Source organism: Bacillus sp. UNC438CL73TsuS30 (assembly GCF_000482325.1).
Lineage (GTDB): Bacteria > Bacillota > Bacilli > Bacillales > Cytobacillaceae > Neobacillus.
Window position 1 is genome coordinate 395,960 of the sequence record NZ_KI535296.1, and the last position, 17,806, is coordinate 413,765.

Sequence of the window (17,806 nt, forward strand, 5' to 3'; positions counted from 1 at the left end):
CGAAGGTTAGAAGTTGTGATTTGCGGATAATAAAAATATAATGAAGAAATGTAAAGATTCTTTTAAGGGTTGGTGCATTAAAAGGAGAATGAATGAGCATGACTTCCAATCACAATAACTCAACTTCGAAACTTGATTATAGTCTTATTTTTATCTTATTGTTACTCTGTTTAGCCAGTTGTATTTCGATCTATAGTGCACAGGCAAGCGGCCAATACAAGGAGAATTTTGTATTGAAGCAAATTGTCTGGTATGCGGTGGGAGGCGGAATCATTGCCGGGGTTATGACCTTTGATTCTGACCAATTAAAGAAAATCACATGGTACCTTTATGGCTTTGGTATTTTTCTTCTAGGATTATTGATTATTGCTCCGCCAAGTATTGCACCAGTCATCAATGGCGCGAAAAACTGGTTTAAGGTCCCTGGAATTGGTTCGCTCCAGCCATCAGAGTTTGTGAAAATCTTTATTATCCTAGCTCTGGCATGGGTGATCGAAAATCATCATCATAAACATCTGGTAAAAACGATGCAATCGGATTTCTGGCTTTTAATGAAGCTGGGAATTGTAACAATGTTTCCGTTAATACTGATTATTAAGCAGGACTTGGGGACCTCGCTCGTCTTTTTATCGATCATGCTAGGTATGATTTTTATCTCGGGAATCTCCTGGAAACTCCTTTTACCAATTTTTTCAGTTGGAACCGTGCTGATTTCCACGATTTTTTATTTTGTATTGGTGAAACCGGATTTGTTGGAAAAGTATCTTGGGGTAAGGCAGTATCAGTTCAGTCGGATCTATTCTTGGCTTGATCCCTATAATTTTCAAAGTTCTGCGGGCTATCAATTAACCCAATCCCTTCTGGCAATTGGTTCCGGACAAACATCAGGAAAAGGATATGGGAACAGGGATGTATATTTACCTGAGAGCCACACTGACTTTATTTTTAGTATTGTCGGCGAGGAATTTGGATTTGTTGGTGCAAGTGTTTTAATCAGTTTATTTTTCTTGTTGATTTACCACATTACCAAGGTGGGTATGGAAACGAAAAATAATTTTTATACGTATATTTGTGTCGGGGTGATCAGTATGATTACCTTCCACGTTTTTCAAAATATCGGAATGACCATTGGAGTATTACCTATCACCGGTATTCCGTTGCCGTTTATCAGTTATGGCGGCAGTTCGTTAATGGGGAATATGATGGGGCTCGGATTAATCTTTTCCATTCGCTACCATTATAAGAAATACATGTTTTCAACCACATCTTAAGTAGATGGAAGGTGTCAAAGTGGAAAAAAGATTTTTACAGCAATTCGAAGCAATACTCGATAAATACAGCGAACTCCTTGTAGGGGTAAGTGATGCAGAAACAAAAGAAAAAGTAAAAATATGGGCACTCTACACCCATATTGCCAAATCCATGCCGGCCCTGGCCAAGCACTGGAATAGCATGTATCCAGAAGCAAAAGAACAAATGAAAGAAATTGCCGGCGAAATCAAAAGAATGAATGAAGAACATCGTAAGAAATAAATTCGACAAAAATCGGGTGGTGCCAGGCACCACCCGATTTTTGTCGAAACCTTTTATTGCACCATGCCCCCAGTAGGGAACTGGTTAGTATAGCCTTGGAATTGCTGGTAGGATTGTTGAAGTTTTTGTTGTTCGGCGGCTTCGACTGCGTACCAGCCTTTTTTAAACATTAGGTTGTATAGGTCTCTCTGGCAATTTTGTGTTTCGGTAAAGATCTGCATCATGTCCTGATAGAGGCCTTGATGGCTTGCTTCGTGCAAGGCCATGCTATAGGAAGTGGTCATATACTTTTCAGTTGTTAATAAATCATTAATAAAATCGCGTTCATTCATTTGCGGTGTTTTCGGAACCTGTGTTTCAGGATTTTTAATTTTTTGTTGGTTTTGGTTCTGATTTTGGTTCATTAATATCTCCCGCTCCTCTCTTATTGCATACCATTTAGCGGTTGCTGTGAATTTGCATGGTGCCCAAGATGATTAAGCAGCTGCTGATAGTGGCGCTGATGCATTTGGCCGCATTTTTCTGCTTCTGCTTTTAACTCTTGGTCCTGACATTGTTGGGCAAAAAAATGGGCCTTTTTAGCTGCCAGTAAGTTCCAGGACATCATATCGGTTAAATAAAGAGAGTCTTTTGTTGAAATAACCCCGGGCGGCTGCTGCATGATCGTCTGTTGATTTTGCATATTCATATTCGACTGAGCCATATTCATGTTTTGCTGCTGCATGTTCATATTTTGTTGCTGCATAGTGATTACCCCTCCTGTATCCATAATCTTTTACCACTTTATCCTTTGTTAAAAGGGAATTTTTATGCCCGTTAAAAAATGCTTTTTCCATGTACAAAAAACAGGCTGGAAAAATCCAGCCTGTTTATCTTTTCTTGAATTGGTTGTTTTGGCTGTTCCTTTTTCCGCCGCCGTCATTTTCAACGTTAGGACCTGCATCCCCCTGAACGCTTGCCGCACTTACTCCTGCTTTGGAGGGGTTTTTCTTCATTTTGCCCATGATTATCACCTCAAAATTAGAATGCCCATTGCTTAATTTTTATTGTATTAAACCAATAAAAATTAATTTTCAAAAAAATTTCAATTTTCCGCGATTATGGATTGCGCAAATTTTTAAAATCTTTTATAGTTAGTAATAACAGAACTCATTCAAGTGAATTTTTTTTACTCAAAAAATGAATGAGTATTCATTCAAAGTATTGAAGGGGGAGACAATGTTGAACCAACTAATTAAAAAAGCAGCTGTTCTAGGATCTGGAGTAATGGGCTCGGGAATTGCTGCCCATCTAGCAAATATCGGTATTCCAACACTTTTATTGGATATCGTGCCTCGGGAATTAACGGATGAAGAAAAGGCGAAAGGGCTTACTCTTGAAGACAAACAGGTCCGAAATCGTATTAGTTATACATCTATTCAAAAGCTTTTAAAACAAAAACCGGCACCATTAACGGTGAAAAAAAATCTTGCCCTTATTGAGGCAGGAAATCTAGAAGATGATCTAATCAAATTAAAGGATGTTGACTGGGTCATCGAAGTGGTCGTTGAAAATTTAAATGTCAAAAAGCAGGTATTTGAGCGTGTTGATCAATATCGTAAGCCAGGCAGCATCATCAGTTCAAATACTTCCGGAATTTCTGTTGAAGCAATGGTTGAAGACAGATCAGACGATTTCAAGAAGCATTTCTTGGGAACTCACTTTTTCAATCCTCCAAGGTACTTAAAATTGCTAGAGGTCATACCTACTCAATATACTGACGCTGAAATTCTTGCTTTCATGAAAACCTTTGGTGAGGATGTTTTAGGAAAAGGGGTTGTTATTGCAAAGGATACACCAAACTTTATTGCAAACCGTATTGGTACGTACGGTCTTCTGATTACACTACAAGAAATGCTAAAAGGCGGATACAGTGTCGGTGAAGTCGATTCCGTCACAGGTCCGTTGGTTGGCCGTCCAAAGAGTGCAACCTTCCGTACTCTTGATGTAGTTGGTCTCGATACCTTTGTCCATGTGGCCAACAATGTATATGAACAAGTGAACGGAAAAGAAAAGGAAATTTTCGAAGTTCCTCCCTTCATGAAAACGATGCTTGAAAAAGGCTGGCTAGGCAGTAAATCCGGCCAAGGGTTCTTTTTGAAAAAAGGCAAAGAAATTCTTGAACTGGACCCTAGTACATTAGAATACGGTCCACGCAAAAAATTATCCACGCCTTCAGTTGAACTAAGCAAACAGGAAAAGGGCAGTGCCAATAAATTGAAAGCGCTTGTATATGCGAAGGACCGTGCCGGTGAGCTTTTATGGAATATATTCAGTCCGGTACTCGTTTATTCTGCTCAATTACTAGGCGAAATTGCCGATGATATTGTTGCGATTGACCGTGCAATGAAATGGGGTTTCGGCTGGGAAATGGGTCCGTTTGAAACATGGGATGCCATTGGTGTAGAAAAATCCGTTCAAAAGATGAAAGAAAACGGACTTGAAGTCCCTGCCTGGGTTACAGAAATGCTTGAAAAAGGATTTACGACTTTCTACAAAGAAGAATCCTTCTATGATAACGGAGAATATAAACCGGTTGAATTTAATCCAAAGGTAATGGATTTGAAAAAAATTAAAAAACAAAAAGGGGTCATTAAGAATAATAGTGGCGCCAGCTTAATCGATATCGGAGACGGTGTAGCGCTTCTCGAATTCCATTCTCCTAATAATGCCATCGGTCTTGATATCATCCAAATGGTAAACTTCGCCATTGATGAGGTAGAGAAAAACTACAAGGGTCTGGTGATCGGGAACCAAGGGAAAAACTTCTGTGTCGGAGCCAACCTTGCAATGATTTTGATGGAAGCCCAGGATGATAATATTTATGAATTGGATATGGTTGTTCGTCATTTCCATCAGGCGATGATGAAAATTAAATACAGCTCAAAACCGGTTGTAGCCGCACCATTTGCGATGACGCTTGGCGGCGGAGCAGAGGTTTGTTTACCGGCTGCCCATATTCAGGCATCTGCCGAGACTTATATGGGACTCGTTGAAGTCGGTGTCGGTTTAATCCCTGGCGGCGGCGGAAATAAGGAGCTTTACATTAAGCATTTAGAGAATCTTCCAAATGGTGTGCCATTTGATTTACAAAAAGTCGCTAATAAAGTATTCGAAACAATCGCAATGGCTAAGGTGTCAACCTCTGGTGAGGAAGCGCGGGAAAATAACTTCTTAGATTTTGCTGATGGAATTAGTGTAAACAGCGATCACCAGCTATATGATGCAAAACAGGCGGTTCTTGCGCTCCACGAAAGAGGCTATAAACCAAAGGTTCGCCGAAAAGTTCCTGTTGTTGGTGAAACCGGTTATGCGACCCTGTTACTTGGTGCAGAGGGAATGTTCCTGTCAGGCTATATTTCCGAGCATGATTTTAAAATCGCCAAAAAGCTTGCATATGTCATTGCTGGCGGAAAGGTTCCATTTGGAACTGAAGTAGATGAACAGTATCTATTAGATTTGGAAAGAGAAGCATTTCTGAGTCTTGTTGCAGAGCCAAAATCGCAGCAGCGGATGCAGCACATGCTTGTGAAAGGAAAACCATTAAGAAACTAAAATAATAGATTGGTATTTTTTTAAGATGAAAGAAAGCGAGGGAACGTTATGAGAGAAGCGGTCATTGTAGCCGGAGCTCGGACCCCGGTAGGTAAAGCGAAGAAAGGAACGCTTGCCAATGTTCGTCCCGATGACTTGGGAGCATTGGTTGTAAAAGAAACATTAAAGCGTGCTGGAAATTATGAAGGAAATATCGATGATTTAATCATAGGTTGTGCCATGCCGGAAGCTGAACAAGGGCTTAACATGGCACGAAATATAGGTGCTCTTGCCGGGCTTCCACATACTGTTCCTGCAATTACCATCAATCGGTATTGTTCATCTGGATTACAGGCCATTGCTTATGCCGCACAAGGGATTATGCTTGGTCACACCGATACTGCCATCGCGGGAGGAGCGGAATCGATGAGCCTAATTCCAATGATGGGCCATGTTACTCGACCAAATTTAAAATTGGCCGAAACCGCACCGCAATATTATATGAGCATGGGCCATACAGCAGAGCAAGTGGCGAAGAAATATGGAATTACCCGTGAAGACCAGGATGCCTTTGCGGTACGAAGCCATCAACGTGCTGCAAAAGCTCTTCGAGAAGGTAAATTTGTTGATGAAATTGTTCCGGTCGATGTCACGATCCGTACAGTTGGAAAAGACAATAAGCTTGTTGAAAAAACGATCCAGTTTTCACAAGATGAGGGGGTTCGTCCTGGCACGAACTTAGAAACTCTCGCGAAGCTCCGACCGGCCTTCTCTGTCACAGGATCTGTTACGGCAGGAAATTCCTCACAAACGAGTGATGGTGCTGCTGCTGTGATGGTCATGGATCGTGAAAAGGCTGAATCGCTTGGACTAAAACCATTGGCCAAATTCAGATCATTTGCCGTTGGAGGGGTTCCACCGGAAATTATGGGTGTAGGTCCAGTAGTTGCTATTCCTAAAGCTGTAAAGCTGGCAGGGCTGGAACTTTCAGATATTAGTCTCTTCGAATTGAATGAGGCCTTTGCTTCCCAATCGCTTCAGGTTATTCGTGAACTTGGCCTTGATGAAGAAAAAGTGAACGTAAACGGCGGGGCAATAGCTCTGGGCCATCCGCTAGGCTGTTCAGGTGCAAAGCTCACATTGTCACTTATTCATGAAATGCAGCGAAGAAATGAACAATTTGGTGTTGTTACGATGTGTATTGGCGGGGGAATGGGCGCAGCAGGCGTATTTGAATTACTTTAAAAAATTAGGGGCTGCCCTTAGCCCCTTTGAACCTAACCCACTGAAATTTTTGATAGGAGGAATTTTAAATGGCAAACCAAACTGAAAAAATCATTAAAGGCGGAAGCTTTTTAATTGAAGATGTTTCCTATGACCGTGTGTTTACACCGGAGGATTTTTCGGATGAGCAAAAAATGATTGCGAAAACGACCGAAGATTTCGTAGAACATGAAGTACTCCCACAGGTGGAGTATTTAGAAAAACATGAATTTGACCGTACAGTTAAACTCTTAAAAGAAGCAGGGGAGCTTGGACTTTTAGGAGCGGATGTACCGGAAGAATATGATGGATTAGGCCTAGATAAAGTTAGCTCATCACTTATTACTGAGAAAATGTCAAAGGCTGGTGGATTTTCACTTTCACATGGTGCTCATGTCGGAATTGGTTCCCTGCCAATCGTTCTGTTCGGAAACGAAGAGCAAAAGAAAAAATATTTACCTGCCCTTGCTTCAGGTGAAAAGCTTGCTGCCTATGCCCTAACAGAGCCAGGTTCAGGATCGGATGCACTTGGTGCAAAAACTACAGCAAGATTAAATGCGGAAGGAACTCACTATATTTTAAATGGTGAGAAGCAATGGATTACCAATGCCGGTTTTGCAGATGTGTTCTGTGTTTATGCCAAAGTGGATGGCGAGCATTTTACTGCATTCATCGTTGAAAGAGATTTCCCTGGCGTTTCAACGGGTGCTGAAGAAAAGAAAATGGGAATTAAGAGTTCCTCTACTCGGACGCTGATTCTTCAGGATGTACCGGTTCCAAAAGAAAACCTTTTAGGCGAATTTGGCAGAGGTCATGTGATTGCCTTTAATATTTTAAATATCGGCCGTTATAAGCTCGCAGTCGGTGCTGTTGGCGGTTCTAAAAATGCTTTTGAAATGACCGTAAAATACGCTAATGGGCGTCAGCAATTCAAAACACCAATCTCTCAATTTAACCTAACAAAAGAAAAATTCGGTACCTTGGCATCGAAAATTTATGCTGCTGAGAGCTCTGTATATCGAACAATTGGATTATATGAAGATAATCAAGGAAACCTTTCAACCGAAGAAGCAAAAGACATTAAATTAGTGGCTAATTCCATTGCTGAATATGCAATCGAATGCTCTCTAAATAAATTCTTTGCAAGTGAAGTTTTAGATAAGGTTGTTGACGAAGGTGTGCAAATTCATGGCGGTTACGGTTTCATGCAGGAGTATCCAATTGAAAGAGCCTACCGTGATTCCCGTATTAACCGAATCTTTGAAGGAACAAATGAAATTAACCGTCTTCTTGTACCAGGAACATTTGTGAAAAAGGCAATGAAAGGCGAACTGCCATTATTCCAAAAAGCATTACAGCTACAGGAAGAATTAATGATGTTAATGCCGGAGGAACCAGGTGACGAGCCACTCGCACAAGAAAAGTATTTAGTGAAAAATGCAAAGAAAATTGGTTTATTGGCTGCTGGCTTAGCTGCACAAAAATACGGCAAAGCACTTGAAAAAGAACAAGAAGTTCTTTCGAATATTGCGGATCTCGTATCTAATGCCTATGCGATGGAATCCGTTGTATTACGTACGGAAAAAGCAATTGCTAAATCAGGTGTTGAGAAGAATCAACAAAAGCTTCTTTATACGCAAATTTTTTGTCAAGAAGCCTTTAATGAGATCGAGCAGATTGCAAAAGAGACATTGGTGGCGGTTGAACAAGGCGATACCCTTCGCATAATGTTGTCTTCGCTTCGTAAATTCACCCGCCATACCCCAATTAATGTTATTGCGAAAAAACGACAAGCTGCTGATGTGATCATTGAAGCAGAACGCTATATTGTTTAGTTCTTGTGAAGCTCCCTTCTTTAGAGGGGAGTTTTGTCTTTTTTTATAGCGGTTAAACTTAGTTGTTTGATGTCGGCTCCAGGCACTTCGCTTTCCGTGGGCGGTTCGGGGAGCCTCCTCGTCGCTTCGCTCCTGCGGGGTCTCCCCTGTCCCGTACTCCCACAGGAGTCTTCGTGCCTTCCGCTCTCCTCTAACACAGCCTTTTTATAAAAATTTATATGTCAGGAAGGATTTTTGCGAAGAAAGTCGAATTTTTTCTAAGGGACTTGATGATAGAATCTATTCTTATTCCTACATAGCACGATTGATTTAAAATTGTCTTATTATTGTGCTATTTTTATATTAGGAATTTTGACTCCGTTATGGTAAGATTCAATTGTCACTCTGAAGTTTAATTTTGGAAAAGAGGGCGGTGAAACAGATGTCTCTGACTTTTTACTGGTATCCTAAATGCGGAACCTGTCGAAAGGCAAAGAAATGGCTGGATGATCATCATCTTTCCTACGAGGAAATACATATTGTTGAAAATCCCCCTTCTAAAGAGGAATTAACGGGATTTTATCAAAAAAGCGGTTTAGAGCTGAAAAAATTCTTTAATACTAGCGGTCAAAAGTATCGCGAATTGGGTATTAAGGATAAAATGAAGTCTGCATCGGATGAAGAATTAATTGATTTACTTGCATCAGATGGGATGTTAATCAAAAGGCCAATTTTAACAGACGGAGAAAAAGTTACCGTTGGCTTTAAAGAAGAAGAGTATGAGCAAAAATGGCTGTAAGCGTTTGACCATCTACTTTTCTTGTCTTCATTATGGAAATCGATTTTTTTATCGATAATAGATTTTAGAAAAATTAATGGAGGGATTTTCGAATGAGTACACCAAAAGAGTTACGTTATTCTGAAGAACATGAATGGGTAAAAGTTGAGGGAGAAAAAGTGCGAATTGGAATTACTGACTTTGCACAGCACGAACTAGGAGATATTGTATTCGTTGAGCTTCCTGAAGTTGGCGATGAAGTTTCTGCTGACGAACCATTTGGCAGCGTTGAGTCCGTTAAAACTGTTTCTGAGCTTTATGCTCCTGTCAGCGGCAAAATCGTTGAAATTAACGAAGATTTGAGTGACAATCCTGAATTTGTAAACGAATCTCCATATGAAAAAGCATGGATGATTGTAGTTGAAGTTTCCGACAGCAGCGAATTGGACAAGCTAATGACTGCTGAACAATACGAAGAAATGATTAACGAATAATTATGTAATCCAAGCACCTTGATATCAGGGTGCTTTTTCACTTTATTACCATTTTTCAAAAAGTATATTAGGAAACAAATAATACAATATAACAGGAAATACCTTCATTTAAAAAGTTATCTTCGTCTCTCTAAGTTTTTTGGTAAAAATGGACATAAAAGCAAGGCTCACGTTATATGTATATCTAGAATATGTTAACATAAACACAAGACTTCATAATACAGGTGATGATATGAATGACTCATATGTTGACAAGGTTCTTATTGTGGAAGGGACATCTGATAAGAGAAAGGTCAAAAGAATTGTAAAGGAACCTGTTGAGATCATATGTACCAATGGGACCATTAGTATTACAAAGTTAGATGAATTAATTGATTTTCTTGAGGACAAGGATGTCTATATTCTAGTGGATGCGGATGCGGCTGGAGAAAAGCTGCGGAAACAATTTAAAAGGGAATTTCCCCAAGCTGAGCATATCTATATTGACCGGTCTTACCGCGAAGTTGCAACGGCCCCTGAACACCATCTTGCTACCGTCTTATTAGGGGCAAATATTGATGTGCATACACAATTTTTGGAGAATTGCTGAGTGAATCAATGAAAGAATGGAATCGAGATGAATTCTCATTATTTATAGAAAATAAATCGACAGGGCTCGTGTACTTTTATACACCTTTATGTGGGACCTGTCAGGTAGCTTCAAGGATGTTGCAAGTCATTGAACAAATGGTGGATTGCAAAATGGGGAAATTGAACTTAAATTTTTACCCCGATTTTGGGAAAAGCTATGGTATCGAAAGTGTTCCGTGTTTAATGTTTATTCACACTGGTCAAGTGGTTGAACTGCTCTACGCTTTCCGCTCTGTGCCCTATCTAATTGAAAAAATCAAAGAAAATCTAACATAAAACAGATGCTGCTACCTGAGCAGCATCTGTTTTAATTTGTCGACAGGTTTTGAAAGGATTCTGGTTCTTTTTGCTGAAATAGTTAGTAAGCAAATAGAACGGAGTGATAAAGATGATGGAAATGATTCAAACCTTTTTGATCAAGGTTAAAGAGCGTGATCACATACGGTCTCTATTAAATAATGCGGATGGTCTGATGGTCCGTTTTATTTGCGGGCATCAAAACATTGATATTTTTTTAAAAAATGGAGAATGTACATTGCTGCATGATCCGAGTGGGAATTTTACAGAATGTGAAATATATGGTGAGATAGAAACAGTTCAACAGCTTCTTTCAGGTGAAAGGAAATTGAGATCTCTCATGCACAAGGGGAGGCTCCAAGTAAAAGCTTCTTTTCGAACCTTGCTGCTTTTGGAGGCGCTTTTTTATTTAACTAGAATTGACACAAAATCTTACAGAATAATCTAAATAAACCTATTGACTCTATCGGAATTAAAGTGTATTATCTGTTTAAATATTCAATTAATAATAACAATTCAATAAATATTCTTATCCAGAGCGGTGGAGGGACTGGCCCTATGATGCCCGGCAACCGGTTTTTACACGGTGCTAATTCCAGCGGAGCAATATGCTCTGAAAAGATAAGAAGAGAGAGCCCCCTCTTCTTATTATGAAGCGGGGGTTTATTTTTAATCAGGGAGTGGATTAGTGTGGGAGTCGATCAAAAGAAATTACGTTTTGAAACTTTAAGTGTTCATGGAGGATTATCTCCAGATCCTGTAACGGGTGCTCGTGCTGTTCCAATTTATCAAAACAATGCCTATCAATTTAAAAACACAGAACACGCTGCTAACCTTTTTGCCTTAGCAGAACCTGGTTACATATATACACGGATACACAACCCTACCACAACTGTCTTTGAGGAAAGGGTTGCCTTATTAGAAGGCGGTGTTGGAGCTCTTGCGGTTGCAAGTGGAATGGCCGCCATTACCTTGGCAATTTTAAACCTTGCTCAAGCAGGAGATGAAATTGTCGCAGCATCAACATTATACGGCGGCACTTACAATCTTTTTGCAGTGACTTTACCGAAATATGGAATTAATGTGAAATTTGTTGACCCTGAAAATCCTGAAAACTTCCGTACTGCCATCACGGAAAAAACAAAAGCGGTTTTCGCCGAAACAATTGGTAATCCAAGCTTAACCATATTAGATATTGAAAAAGTGGCCGATATTGCCCATACAGCAGGTGTTCCACTGATTATCGACAATACCTTTGCAACACCATATCTCTGCCGTCCGATTGAACATGGGGCAGACATTGTCATTCACTCTGCTACAAAATGGCTGTTAGGAAATGGAACATCAACAGGCGGGATTATTGTAGATGGTGGTAAATTCGATTGGAATTCGCCAAAATTCCCGGGCTTTACAACGCCTGATGCGAGCTATCATGATCTTGTTTATGCGGAAGCACTTGGTGCGGTTGCTTATATTATCAAGGCACGCGTTCAATTGCTGCGTGATCTTGGACCGGCATTAAGTCCTCAAAATGCTTTCCAATTTGTACTTGGACTCGAAACCCTTCATGTTCGTATGAAAGAGCATGTTGCCAATACGAAGCAGATTGTTGATTATTTAGTAAACCATCCTGCTGTTGAATGGGTATCCTATCCAGGACACCCATCACATCCTGATCATGAGCTTGCTGAGAAATATTTACCAAAAGGTGCCGGCTCGATGGTTGTATTCGGTATTAAAGGCGGTAAGGAAGCGGGAGCTAAATTAATTGATTCCATCACTCTCTGGGCCCATGTGGCCAATGTTGGGGATGCGAAGAGCTTAATCATTCACCCAGCAAGTACCACACATCAACAACTAGACGCTGAAGGTCTTAAAGCAGCTGGAGTTTCTGAAGATTTAATTCGTCTATCAATCGGTATCGAAAATGTTGAGGATTTAATTGAAGACCTTGAATCAGCTATTGAAGCAGCAACTGGGTTGATTTCGTTAACGGCCAATGCCTAAAACTACCATGTCTGATTTTTTCTAAATATGTAGAATTTTCGTTGACACTCCTTTTTATCCGTGATACGATAGCTTTCGTAATAAAATGATTGCTTACATCATATGTGTGTTAATTGAATATAGGATGCTTAATGCTCTTATCCAGAGAGGTGGAGGGATGTGCCCGATGAAGCCCGGCAACCGTCAATTTGATTGAAATGGTGCCAATTCACACAAAGCTATTGCTTTGAGAGATGGGAGAAAGGTTGAATTTATTATGCCTTTCTGCCTGCGCAGAAAGGCATTTTTATTTTTCTAATATAGAATGTTTTATTTGAAACCATCAAACCCTATGTTTAAGTGATACGGAGCAATTGGAATTTTTACTTTTACGTATATATGGAAAAAAGAAGGTGAATTCTATGATTTCTATAAAAAATGTTCGAAAAATTTTCCCTTCTAAACAGGGGCAGTTAAAGGCAGTAGACGACGTGAACCTGGAAATAAACAAAGGGGAAATTTTTGGGGTAATTGGTTATAGTGGTGCGGGTAAAAGTACGTTAATTCGTATGTTAAATGGATTGGAGCTTCCTACAGAGGGATCCGTTACTGTTGCCGGCCGTGAAGTTTCAATGATTAAGGGCAGTGATTTGCGAAAAGCACGCCAAGAAATCAGTATGATATTCCAGCACTTTAATTTACTTTGGTCAAGAACTGTAAGTGAGAATATTGAGTTCCCATTGGAAATTGCAGGGGTAAATAAGGCGGAAAGAGTAAAGCGTGTCAGCGAGTTGGTGAAACTAGTTGGCCTTGAAGGAAGGGAAAATGCTTATCCTTCGCAGCTGAGTGGCGGCCAAAAGCAAAGAGTTGGTATAGCCCGTGCATTAGCGAACAATCCAAAGGTTTTGCTTTGTGATGAGGCAACCTCAGCCCTTGACCCGCAAACCACGGATTCAATTCTTGACTTGTTGGTCGATATCAATAAAAGACTTGGTTTAACGATTGTTTTAATCACCCATGAGATGCATGTAATTCGTAAAATCTGCCATCGGGTTGCAGTAATGGAAAGCGGTAGAATCGTAGAGCTTGGTCCAGTATTGGAAGTGTTTAGAAATCCGCAAGCGCCGATTACGAAGCGATTTGTTCAGCAGGTTACCGAGCCGGAGGAAACAAAAGAAACAGTGGAGCATTTGGTTGAACGCTATCATTCCGGTACTGTTGTCCAGCTGACCTTTATTGGCGAGGCGGCCGAACAGCCAATCATTACGAATTTGATTCGCCAAAATGATGTGACGGTTAATATCCTTCAAGGGAAAATTTCGCAGACGCAAAGCGGTTCATATGGCACCTTGTTCATTCATCTCGATGGGGACGCGGACAAAGTTAATCAGGCGGTTGACTATATTCGCACCCAGCAGGTAGGAGTGGAGGTGGTAACAAATGAACAATGATCCATATTTAACAGATATTGACTGGCAGGCAATGTGGGATGCAACTGTTCAAACCCTTTACATGACTGCAATCTCCGTTATTGCTACCTTTATATTAGGAATTATTTTGGGATTACTCCTTTTTCTAACTGGGAAAGGCAATATGTGGGAAAATAAAGCTGTTAACACTGTCATTAGCGCATTTGTAAATATCTTTAGGTCGATCCCTTTTATTATTTTAATTGTTTTGCTCATTCCATTCACGATGCTATTGGTTGGCTCGATGATTGGAGAAAATGCAGCATTACCGGCCTTAATCATTGGCGCGGCTCCGTTTTATGCAAGAATGGTTGAAATTGGCCTGAGGGAAATTGATAAAGGTGTTATTGAGGCAGCAAAATCAATGGGGGCAACAACAGGAACGATTATCTTGAAGGTACTGCTTCCGGAATCGATGCCGGCACTTGTCTCAGGGATTACGGTTACAGCTATTGCACTTGTTGGTTACACAGCCATGGCAGGAGTAATTGGTGCGGGAGGACTAGGAAACCTTGCTTATCTCGAAGGATTCCAGCGAAACCAAAATGATGTCACACTGGTTGCGACCATCATTATTCTTGTCATTGTATTTATCATACAGTTTATTGGGGATTTAATTACTACAAAAATAGATAAACGCTAAAGGAGAATTCAAAATGAAAAAATGGTTAAGTTTATTACTTGTATTATCCCTTGCTCTTGTTTTAGCAGCATGCGGAACATCTAAAAAGGACGATACTGCAAGCAGTGGGGACAGCGGAAAAAAATTAACAAAATTAGTTGTGGGTGCATCTAACGTACCTCATGCAGAAATTCTTGAAAAAGCTAAACCAATTTTAAAAGAAAAAGGAATTGACCTAGAAATTAAGAAATTCCAAGATTATATTTTACCGAATAAAGCATTAGCTTCTAAAGAATTGGATGCGAACTACTTTCAGCACATTCCTTACTTAAATTCTCAAAATAAAGAATTCGGTTACGGCTTTGTAAATGCTGGTGGAATTCATATTGAGCCAATTGGTATCTATTCTAAAAAGTATAAAAAGTTAAGCGATCTTCCAAATGGTGCACATTTAATTATGAGTAACTCTGTCGCTGACCATGGCCGTCTTCTTTCTTTACTTGAAGCACAAGGATTAATTAAATTAAAGCCTGGTATCGATAAAACAACAGCTACAATTAAAGATGTTGTAGAAAACCCTAAAAAACTTAAGTTTGATACAAATTATGAAGCTTCTTTATTACCAAAAATCTACCAAAACGGTGAAGGCGATGCAGTATTAATCAACTCAAACTATGCGATTGATGCAGGCTTAAACCCACTTAAGGATTCAATTGCAATTGAAGATAAAAACTCACCATATGTCAATGTGATTGCTGTTCGTAAAGGCGATGAAAATAAGCCTGCAATCAAAACACTTGTGGAAGTATTGCATTCTAAGGAAATTCAAGATTTTATTCTTCAAAAATACAAAGGTGCCGTCGTTCCGGTTTCTGCCAAGTAATATAATAAATAGAAAGAAACAGAAAAAGTCAGTGAGAAAATACACTGGCTTTTTCTAATGCAAAACACATGAAATATACCTATTGGGTAAAAATAGGTAGGAATTGAATGAAAAATAAGGTATGATTTTATCCGAGTATGTTTGTCTAAATCGTACATAACTCATAAAAAATCTGAATTTTCCTTCTAATATTCTCAATTAAGACAGCTCCACTGAAAATCATTTCACGTTACCACTGTTTAGGAGTTGCTAACAGATTCTATTTGTTATAAGATTGTAATGAGAATAGAATGAGAATGAATTTTTTAAATACTGCGTTCTATAAGATACAAAAACTTTCTTTTCGGAGGTATAGATATGGCTGGATCAACATTAACTATCAAGGATCTACATGTAGAAATTGATGGCAAAGAAATTTTAAAAGGTGTAAACCTTGAAGTAAAAGGTGGAGAAATCCACGCAATCATGGGTCCTAATGGTACAGGTAAATCGACGTTATCGTCTGCAATCATGGGTCACCCTAAATATGAGGTAACGAGCGGAAATATTATTTTAGACGGTCAAAACGTCCTTGAAATGGAAGTAGATGAGCGAGCTCGTGCCGGCCTATTCTTAGCGATGCAATACCCAAGTGAGATTAACGGCGTAACGAATGCCGATTTTTTACGTTCAGCAATCAATAGCCGCCTTGGCGAAGGAAATGAAATTTCATTAATGAAATTCATCCGCAAAATGGATAAACAAATGGAATTCCTTGAAATGGACCTTAACATGGCGCAGCGTTATCTAAATGAAGGATTCTCCGGTGGTGAGAAGAAGCGTAATGAAATTCTTCAATTAATGATGCTTGAGCCTAAAATGGCAATCTTAGATGAAATTGACTCTGGTCTTGACATCGATGCCTTAAAGGTTGTTTCAAAAGGAATTAATGAAATGCGCGGTGAGGATTTCGGCTGCTTAGTTATTACTCACTATCAACGACTTTTAAACTATATCACTCCTGACTACGTGCATGTAATGATGCAAGGCCGTATCGTGAAATCAGGCGGTCCAGAACTTGCACAACGCTTAGAAGCAGAAGGATATGACTGGATCAAGAAAGAACTTGGAATTGAAGATGAAACAGTTGAGCAAGCTTAAGTAAGCGTTAGGAGGATTACCATGACAACAGAAACGAAATTACCGTTTGATCAGGATTTTGTTCGCTCCTTTTCAAAGCAAGCAGGTGAACCTGCTTGGATGGAAGAGCTCCGCTTAAAGGCATTAGCTGATGTCAATATACTTCCAATGCCAAGACCGGAAAAAACAAAAATTGATAAATGGAACTTTACCCAATTCACTTCACATACTGTAAAAAGCGTCCCATTCTCTTCTCTAAATGATTTACCTGAAGAAGTAAAGTCGCTAGTAGCAGAAAATAAAAATCTATACATTCAACGCAATCAAACACCTGCGTTTTTATCTTTATCAGAAGAACTTAAAAACAAAGGCGTCATTTTCACAGATCTTTTCACTGCCGCAAAAGAGCATGGTGATTTGTTGAAAAAATATTACATGACTCAAGCGATTAATGCTGATGAGCATCGCTTGACTGCACTTCATGCAGCTCTTGTAAACGGTGGAGTATTCTTATATATTCCAAAAAACTTAGAAGTTTCCGAGCCAATTCAGGCTGTTTATTTACATGATGATGCTGAAACGAATCTTTTTAACCATGTCATAGTCGTAGCAGAAGATAATAGTTCTGTTACCTATGTTGAAAACTATATTTCTACAGTAGATTCAGCTACTGGAATCTTCAATTTAGTGACTGAAGTAGTTGCAAACGCAAATGCCCAAGTTCGATATGGTGCAGTTGATCATCTTGCAAAAGGGATTACCACTTATGTAAACCGTCGTGGTGTTGCCGGCAGAGATGCCAGAATTGAATGGGCACTTGGTTTAATGAATGAAGGAAACACCATTTCCGAGAACACCACCAATCTTATTGGTGATGGTTCTTATGGGGATACAAAAACGGTTGTGGTTGGACGTGGTGAACAAACACAAAATTTCACAACGAAAATCGTCCACTTTGGCAAGAACACAGAAGGATATATTTTGAAGCATGGTGTTATGAAAGACAGCGCTACATCGATTTTTAATGGAATTGGTAAAATTGAACATGGTGCATCAAAATCCAATGCCGAACAAGAATCACGTGTGTTGATGCTTAGCGAAAAAGCTCGCGGTGATGCAAACCCAATTCTCTTGATTGATGAAGATGATGTCACAGCTGGCCACGCTGCTTCTGTTGGTCGTGTTGATAACGTTCAGCTTTACTACTTAATGAGCCGCGGAATTCCAAAAGCGGAGGCAGAACGATTAGTTATTCATGGATTCCTCGCACCTGTAGTAAATCAACTTCCAATTGAAGGCGTTAAAAAGCAGTTAACTGAAGTGATTGAAAGGAAAGTGCGTTGAG

Annotated in this window: 19 protein-coding genes and 2 riboswitches; of the genes, 16 read left to right on the forward strand and 3 right to left on the reverse strand. The window is 39.7% G+C overall.

What is annotated here, in order from left to right:
- Positions 1-98 precede the first annotated feature (98 nt).
- Entirely contained in the window at positions 99-1,271 is a 1,173-nt protein-coding gene (locus tag M028_RS0123495; protein WP_026576021.1) for an FtsW/RodA/SpoVE family cell cycle protein, read from the forward strand.
- Between the two features lie 4 nt (positions 1,272-1,275).
- Complete coding sequence (locus M028_RS0123500; RefSeq protein ID WP_442852802.1) at positions 1,276-1,533, forward strand: DUF2573 family protein; 258 nt, start codon at positions 1,276-1,278, stop codon at positions 1,531-1,533.
- 53 nt (positions 1,534-1,586) lie between these two features.
- Here M028_RS0123500 and M028_RS0123505 read toward each other — a convergent pair whose 3' ends face one another.
- The 3 genes from M028_RS0123505 to M028_RS32345 form a co-directional block, all read right to left on the reverse strand.
- Positions 1,587-1,937 (reverse strand): spore coat protein, encoded by a 351-nt coding sequence (locus tag M028_RS0123505; RefSeq protein WP_026576023.1) that lies wholly within the window; start codon positions 1,935-1,937, stop codon positions 1,587-1,589.
- A gap of 20 nt (positions 1,938-1,957) precedes the next feature.
- Positions 1,958-2,236 carry a hypothetical protein gene (locus M028_RS0123510; protein WP_026576024.1) on the reverse strand — a complete coding sequence of 93 codons (279 nt, stop codon included), beginning with the start codon at positions 2,234-2,236 and terminating at the stop codon, positions 1,958-1,960.
- 166 nt (positions 2,237-2,402) lie between these two features.
- On the reverse strand, positions 2,403-2,537 hold the full coding sequence (locus M028_RS32345) for a YuzL family protein (RefSeq protein ID WP_081810862.1): 135 nt from the start codon (positions 2,535-2,537) through the stop codon (positions 2,403-2,405).
- Between the two features lie 214 nt (positions 2,538-2,751).
- On the opposite strand from M028_RS32345, the gene M028_RS0123520 reads away from it, so the two are divergent.
- The 14 genes from M028_RS0123520 to sufD all read left to right on the forward strand — a co-directional run bounded on the left by M028_RS0123520 (position 2,752) and on the right by sufD (position 17,805).
- Positions 2,752-5,127 carry a 3-hydroxyacyl-CoA dehydrogenase/enoyl-CoA hydratase family protein gene (locus tag M028_RS0123520; RefSeq protein WP_035424557.1) on the forward strand — a complete coding sequence of 792 codons (2,376 nt, stop codon included), beginning with the start codon at positions 2,752-2,754 and terminating at the stop codon, positions 5,125-5,127.
- Between the two features lie 48 nt (positions 5,128-5,175).
- Positions 5,176-6,351 (forward strand): acetyl-CoA C-acetyltransferase, encoded by a 1,176-nt coding sequence (locus M028_RS0123525; RefSeq protein WP_026576026.1) that lies wholly within the window; start codon positions 5,176-5,178, stop codon positions 6,349-6,351.
- A 68-nt stretch (positions 6,352-6,419) separates the two neighbouring features.
- On the forward strand, positions 6,420-8,204 hold the full coding sequence (locus M028_RS0123530) for an acyl-CoA dehydrogenase family protein (RefSeq protein ID WP_026576027.1): 1,785 nt from the start codon (positions 6,420-6,422) through the stop codon (positions 8,202-8,204).
- 421 nt (positions 8,205-8,625) lie between these two features.
- Positions 8,626-8,982: an arsenate reductase family protein gene (locus M028_RS0123535; RefSeq protein WP_026576028.1), complete on the forward strand. Its 357-nt coding sequence runs from the start codon at positions 8,626-8,628 to the stop codon at positions 8,980-8,982.
- Positions 8,983-9,074: 92 nt separating this feature from the next.
- On the forward strand, positions 9,075-9,455 hold the full coding sequence (gene gcvH, locus M028_RS0123540; protein WP_026576029.1) for a glycine cleavage system protein GcvH: 381 nt from the start codon (positions 9,075-9,077) through the stop codon (positions 9,453-9,455).
- A gap of 232 nt (positions 9,456-9,687) precedes the next feature.
- Entirely contained in the window at positions 9,688-10,044 is a 357-nt protein-coding gene (locus M028_RS0123545) for a toprim domain-containing protein (RefSeq protein ID WP_026576030.1), read from the forward strand.
- 8 nt (positions 10,045-10,052) lie between these two features.
- Positions 10,053-10,361, forward strand: a complete 309-nt coding sequence (locus M028_RS0123550) for a thioredoxin family protein (protein WP_026576031.1) — start codon at positions 10,053-10,055, stop codon at positions 10,359-10,361.
- A gap of 112 nt (positions 10,362-10,473) precedes the next feature.
- Positions 10,474-10,830 carry an SCP2 sterol-binding domain-containing protein gene (locus tag M028_RS0123555; RefSeq protein WP_026576032.1) on the forward strand — a complete coding sequence of 119 codons (357 nt, stop codon included), beginning with the start codon at positions 10,474-10,476 and terminating at the stop codon, positions 10,828-10,830.
- Between the two features lie 78 nt (positions 10,831-10,908).
- A riboswitch (SAM riboswitch) is annotated at positions 10,909-11,010 on the forward strand.
- A gap of 62 nt (positions 11,011-11,072) precedes the next feature.
- A complete protein-coding gene (locus M028_RS0123560) occupies positions 11,073-12,389 on the forward strand; it encodes an O-acetylhomoserine aminocarboxypropyltransferase/cysteine synthase family protein (RefSeq protein WP_026576033.1) in 1,317 nt (438 codons plus the stop codon).
- A gap of 134 nt (positions 12,390-12,523) precedes the next feature.
- Positions 12,524-12,629: riboswitch (SAM riboswitch) on the forward strand.
- Positions 12,630-12,790: 161 nt separating this feature from the next.
- A complete protein-coding gene (locus tag M028_RS0123565; RefSeq protein ID WP_026576034.1) occupies positions 12,791-13,819 on the forward strand; it encodes a methionine ABC transporter ATP-binding protein in 1,029 nt (342 codons plus the stop codon).
- Positions 13,809-14,480 carry a methionine ABC transporter permease gene (locus M028_RS0123570; RefSeq protein ID WP_026576035.1) on the forward strand — a complete coding sequence of 224 codons (672 nt, stop codon included), beginning with the start codon at positions 13,809-13,811 and terminating at the stop codon, positions 14,478-14,480. Before M028_RS0123565 ends, M028_RS0123570 begins: the two co-directional genes overlap by 11 nt.
- A 13-nt stretch (positions 14,481-14,493) precedes the next feature.
- Complete coding sequence (locus tag M028_RS0123575) at positions 14,494-15,342, forward strand: MetQ/NlpA family ABC transporter substrate-binding protein (RefSeq protein ID WP_026576036.1); 849 nt, start codon at positions 14,494-14,496, stop codon at positions 15,340-15,342.
- 357 nt (positions 15,343-15,699) lie between these two features.
- Positions 15,700-16,482 (forward strand): Fe-S cluster assembly ATPase SufC, encoded by a 783-nt coding sequence (sufC, locus tag M028_RS0123580; protein WP_026576037.1) that lies wholly within the window; start codon positions 15,700-15,702, stop codon positions 16,480-16,482.
- A 21-nt stretch (positions 16,483-16,503) separates the two neighbouring features.
- Entirely contained in the window at positions 16,504-17,805 is a 1,302-nt protein-coding gene (sufD, locus tag M028_RS0123585) for a Fe-S cluster assembly protein SufD (RefSeq protein WP_026576038.1), read from the forward strand.
- The last annotated feature ends 1 nt before the right edge of the window (position 17,806 follow it).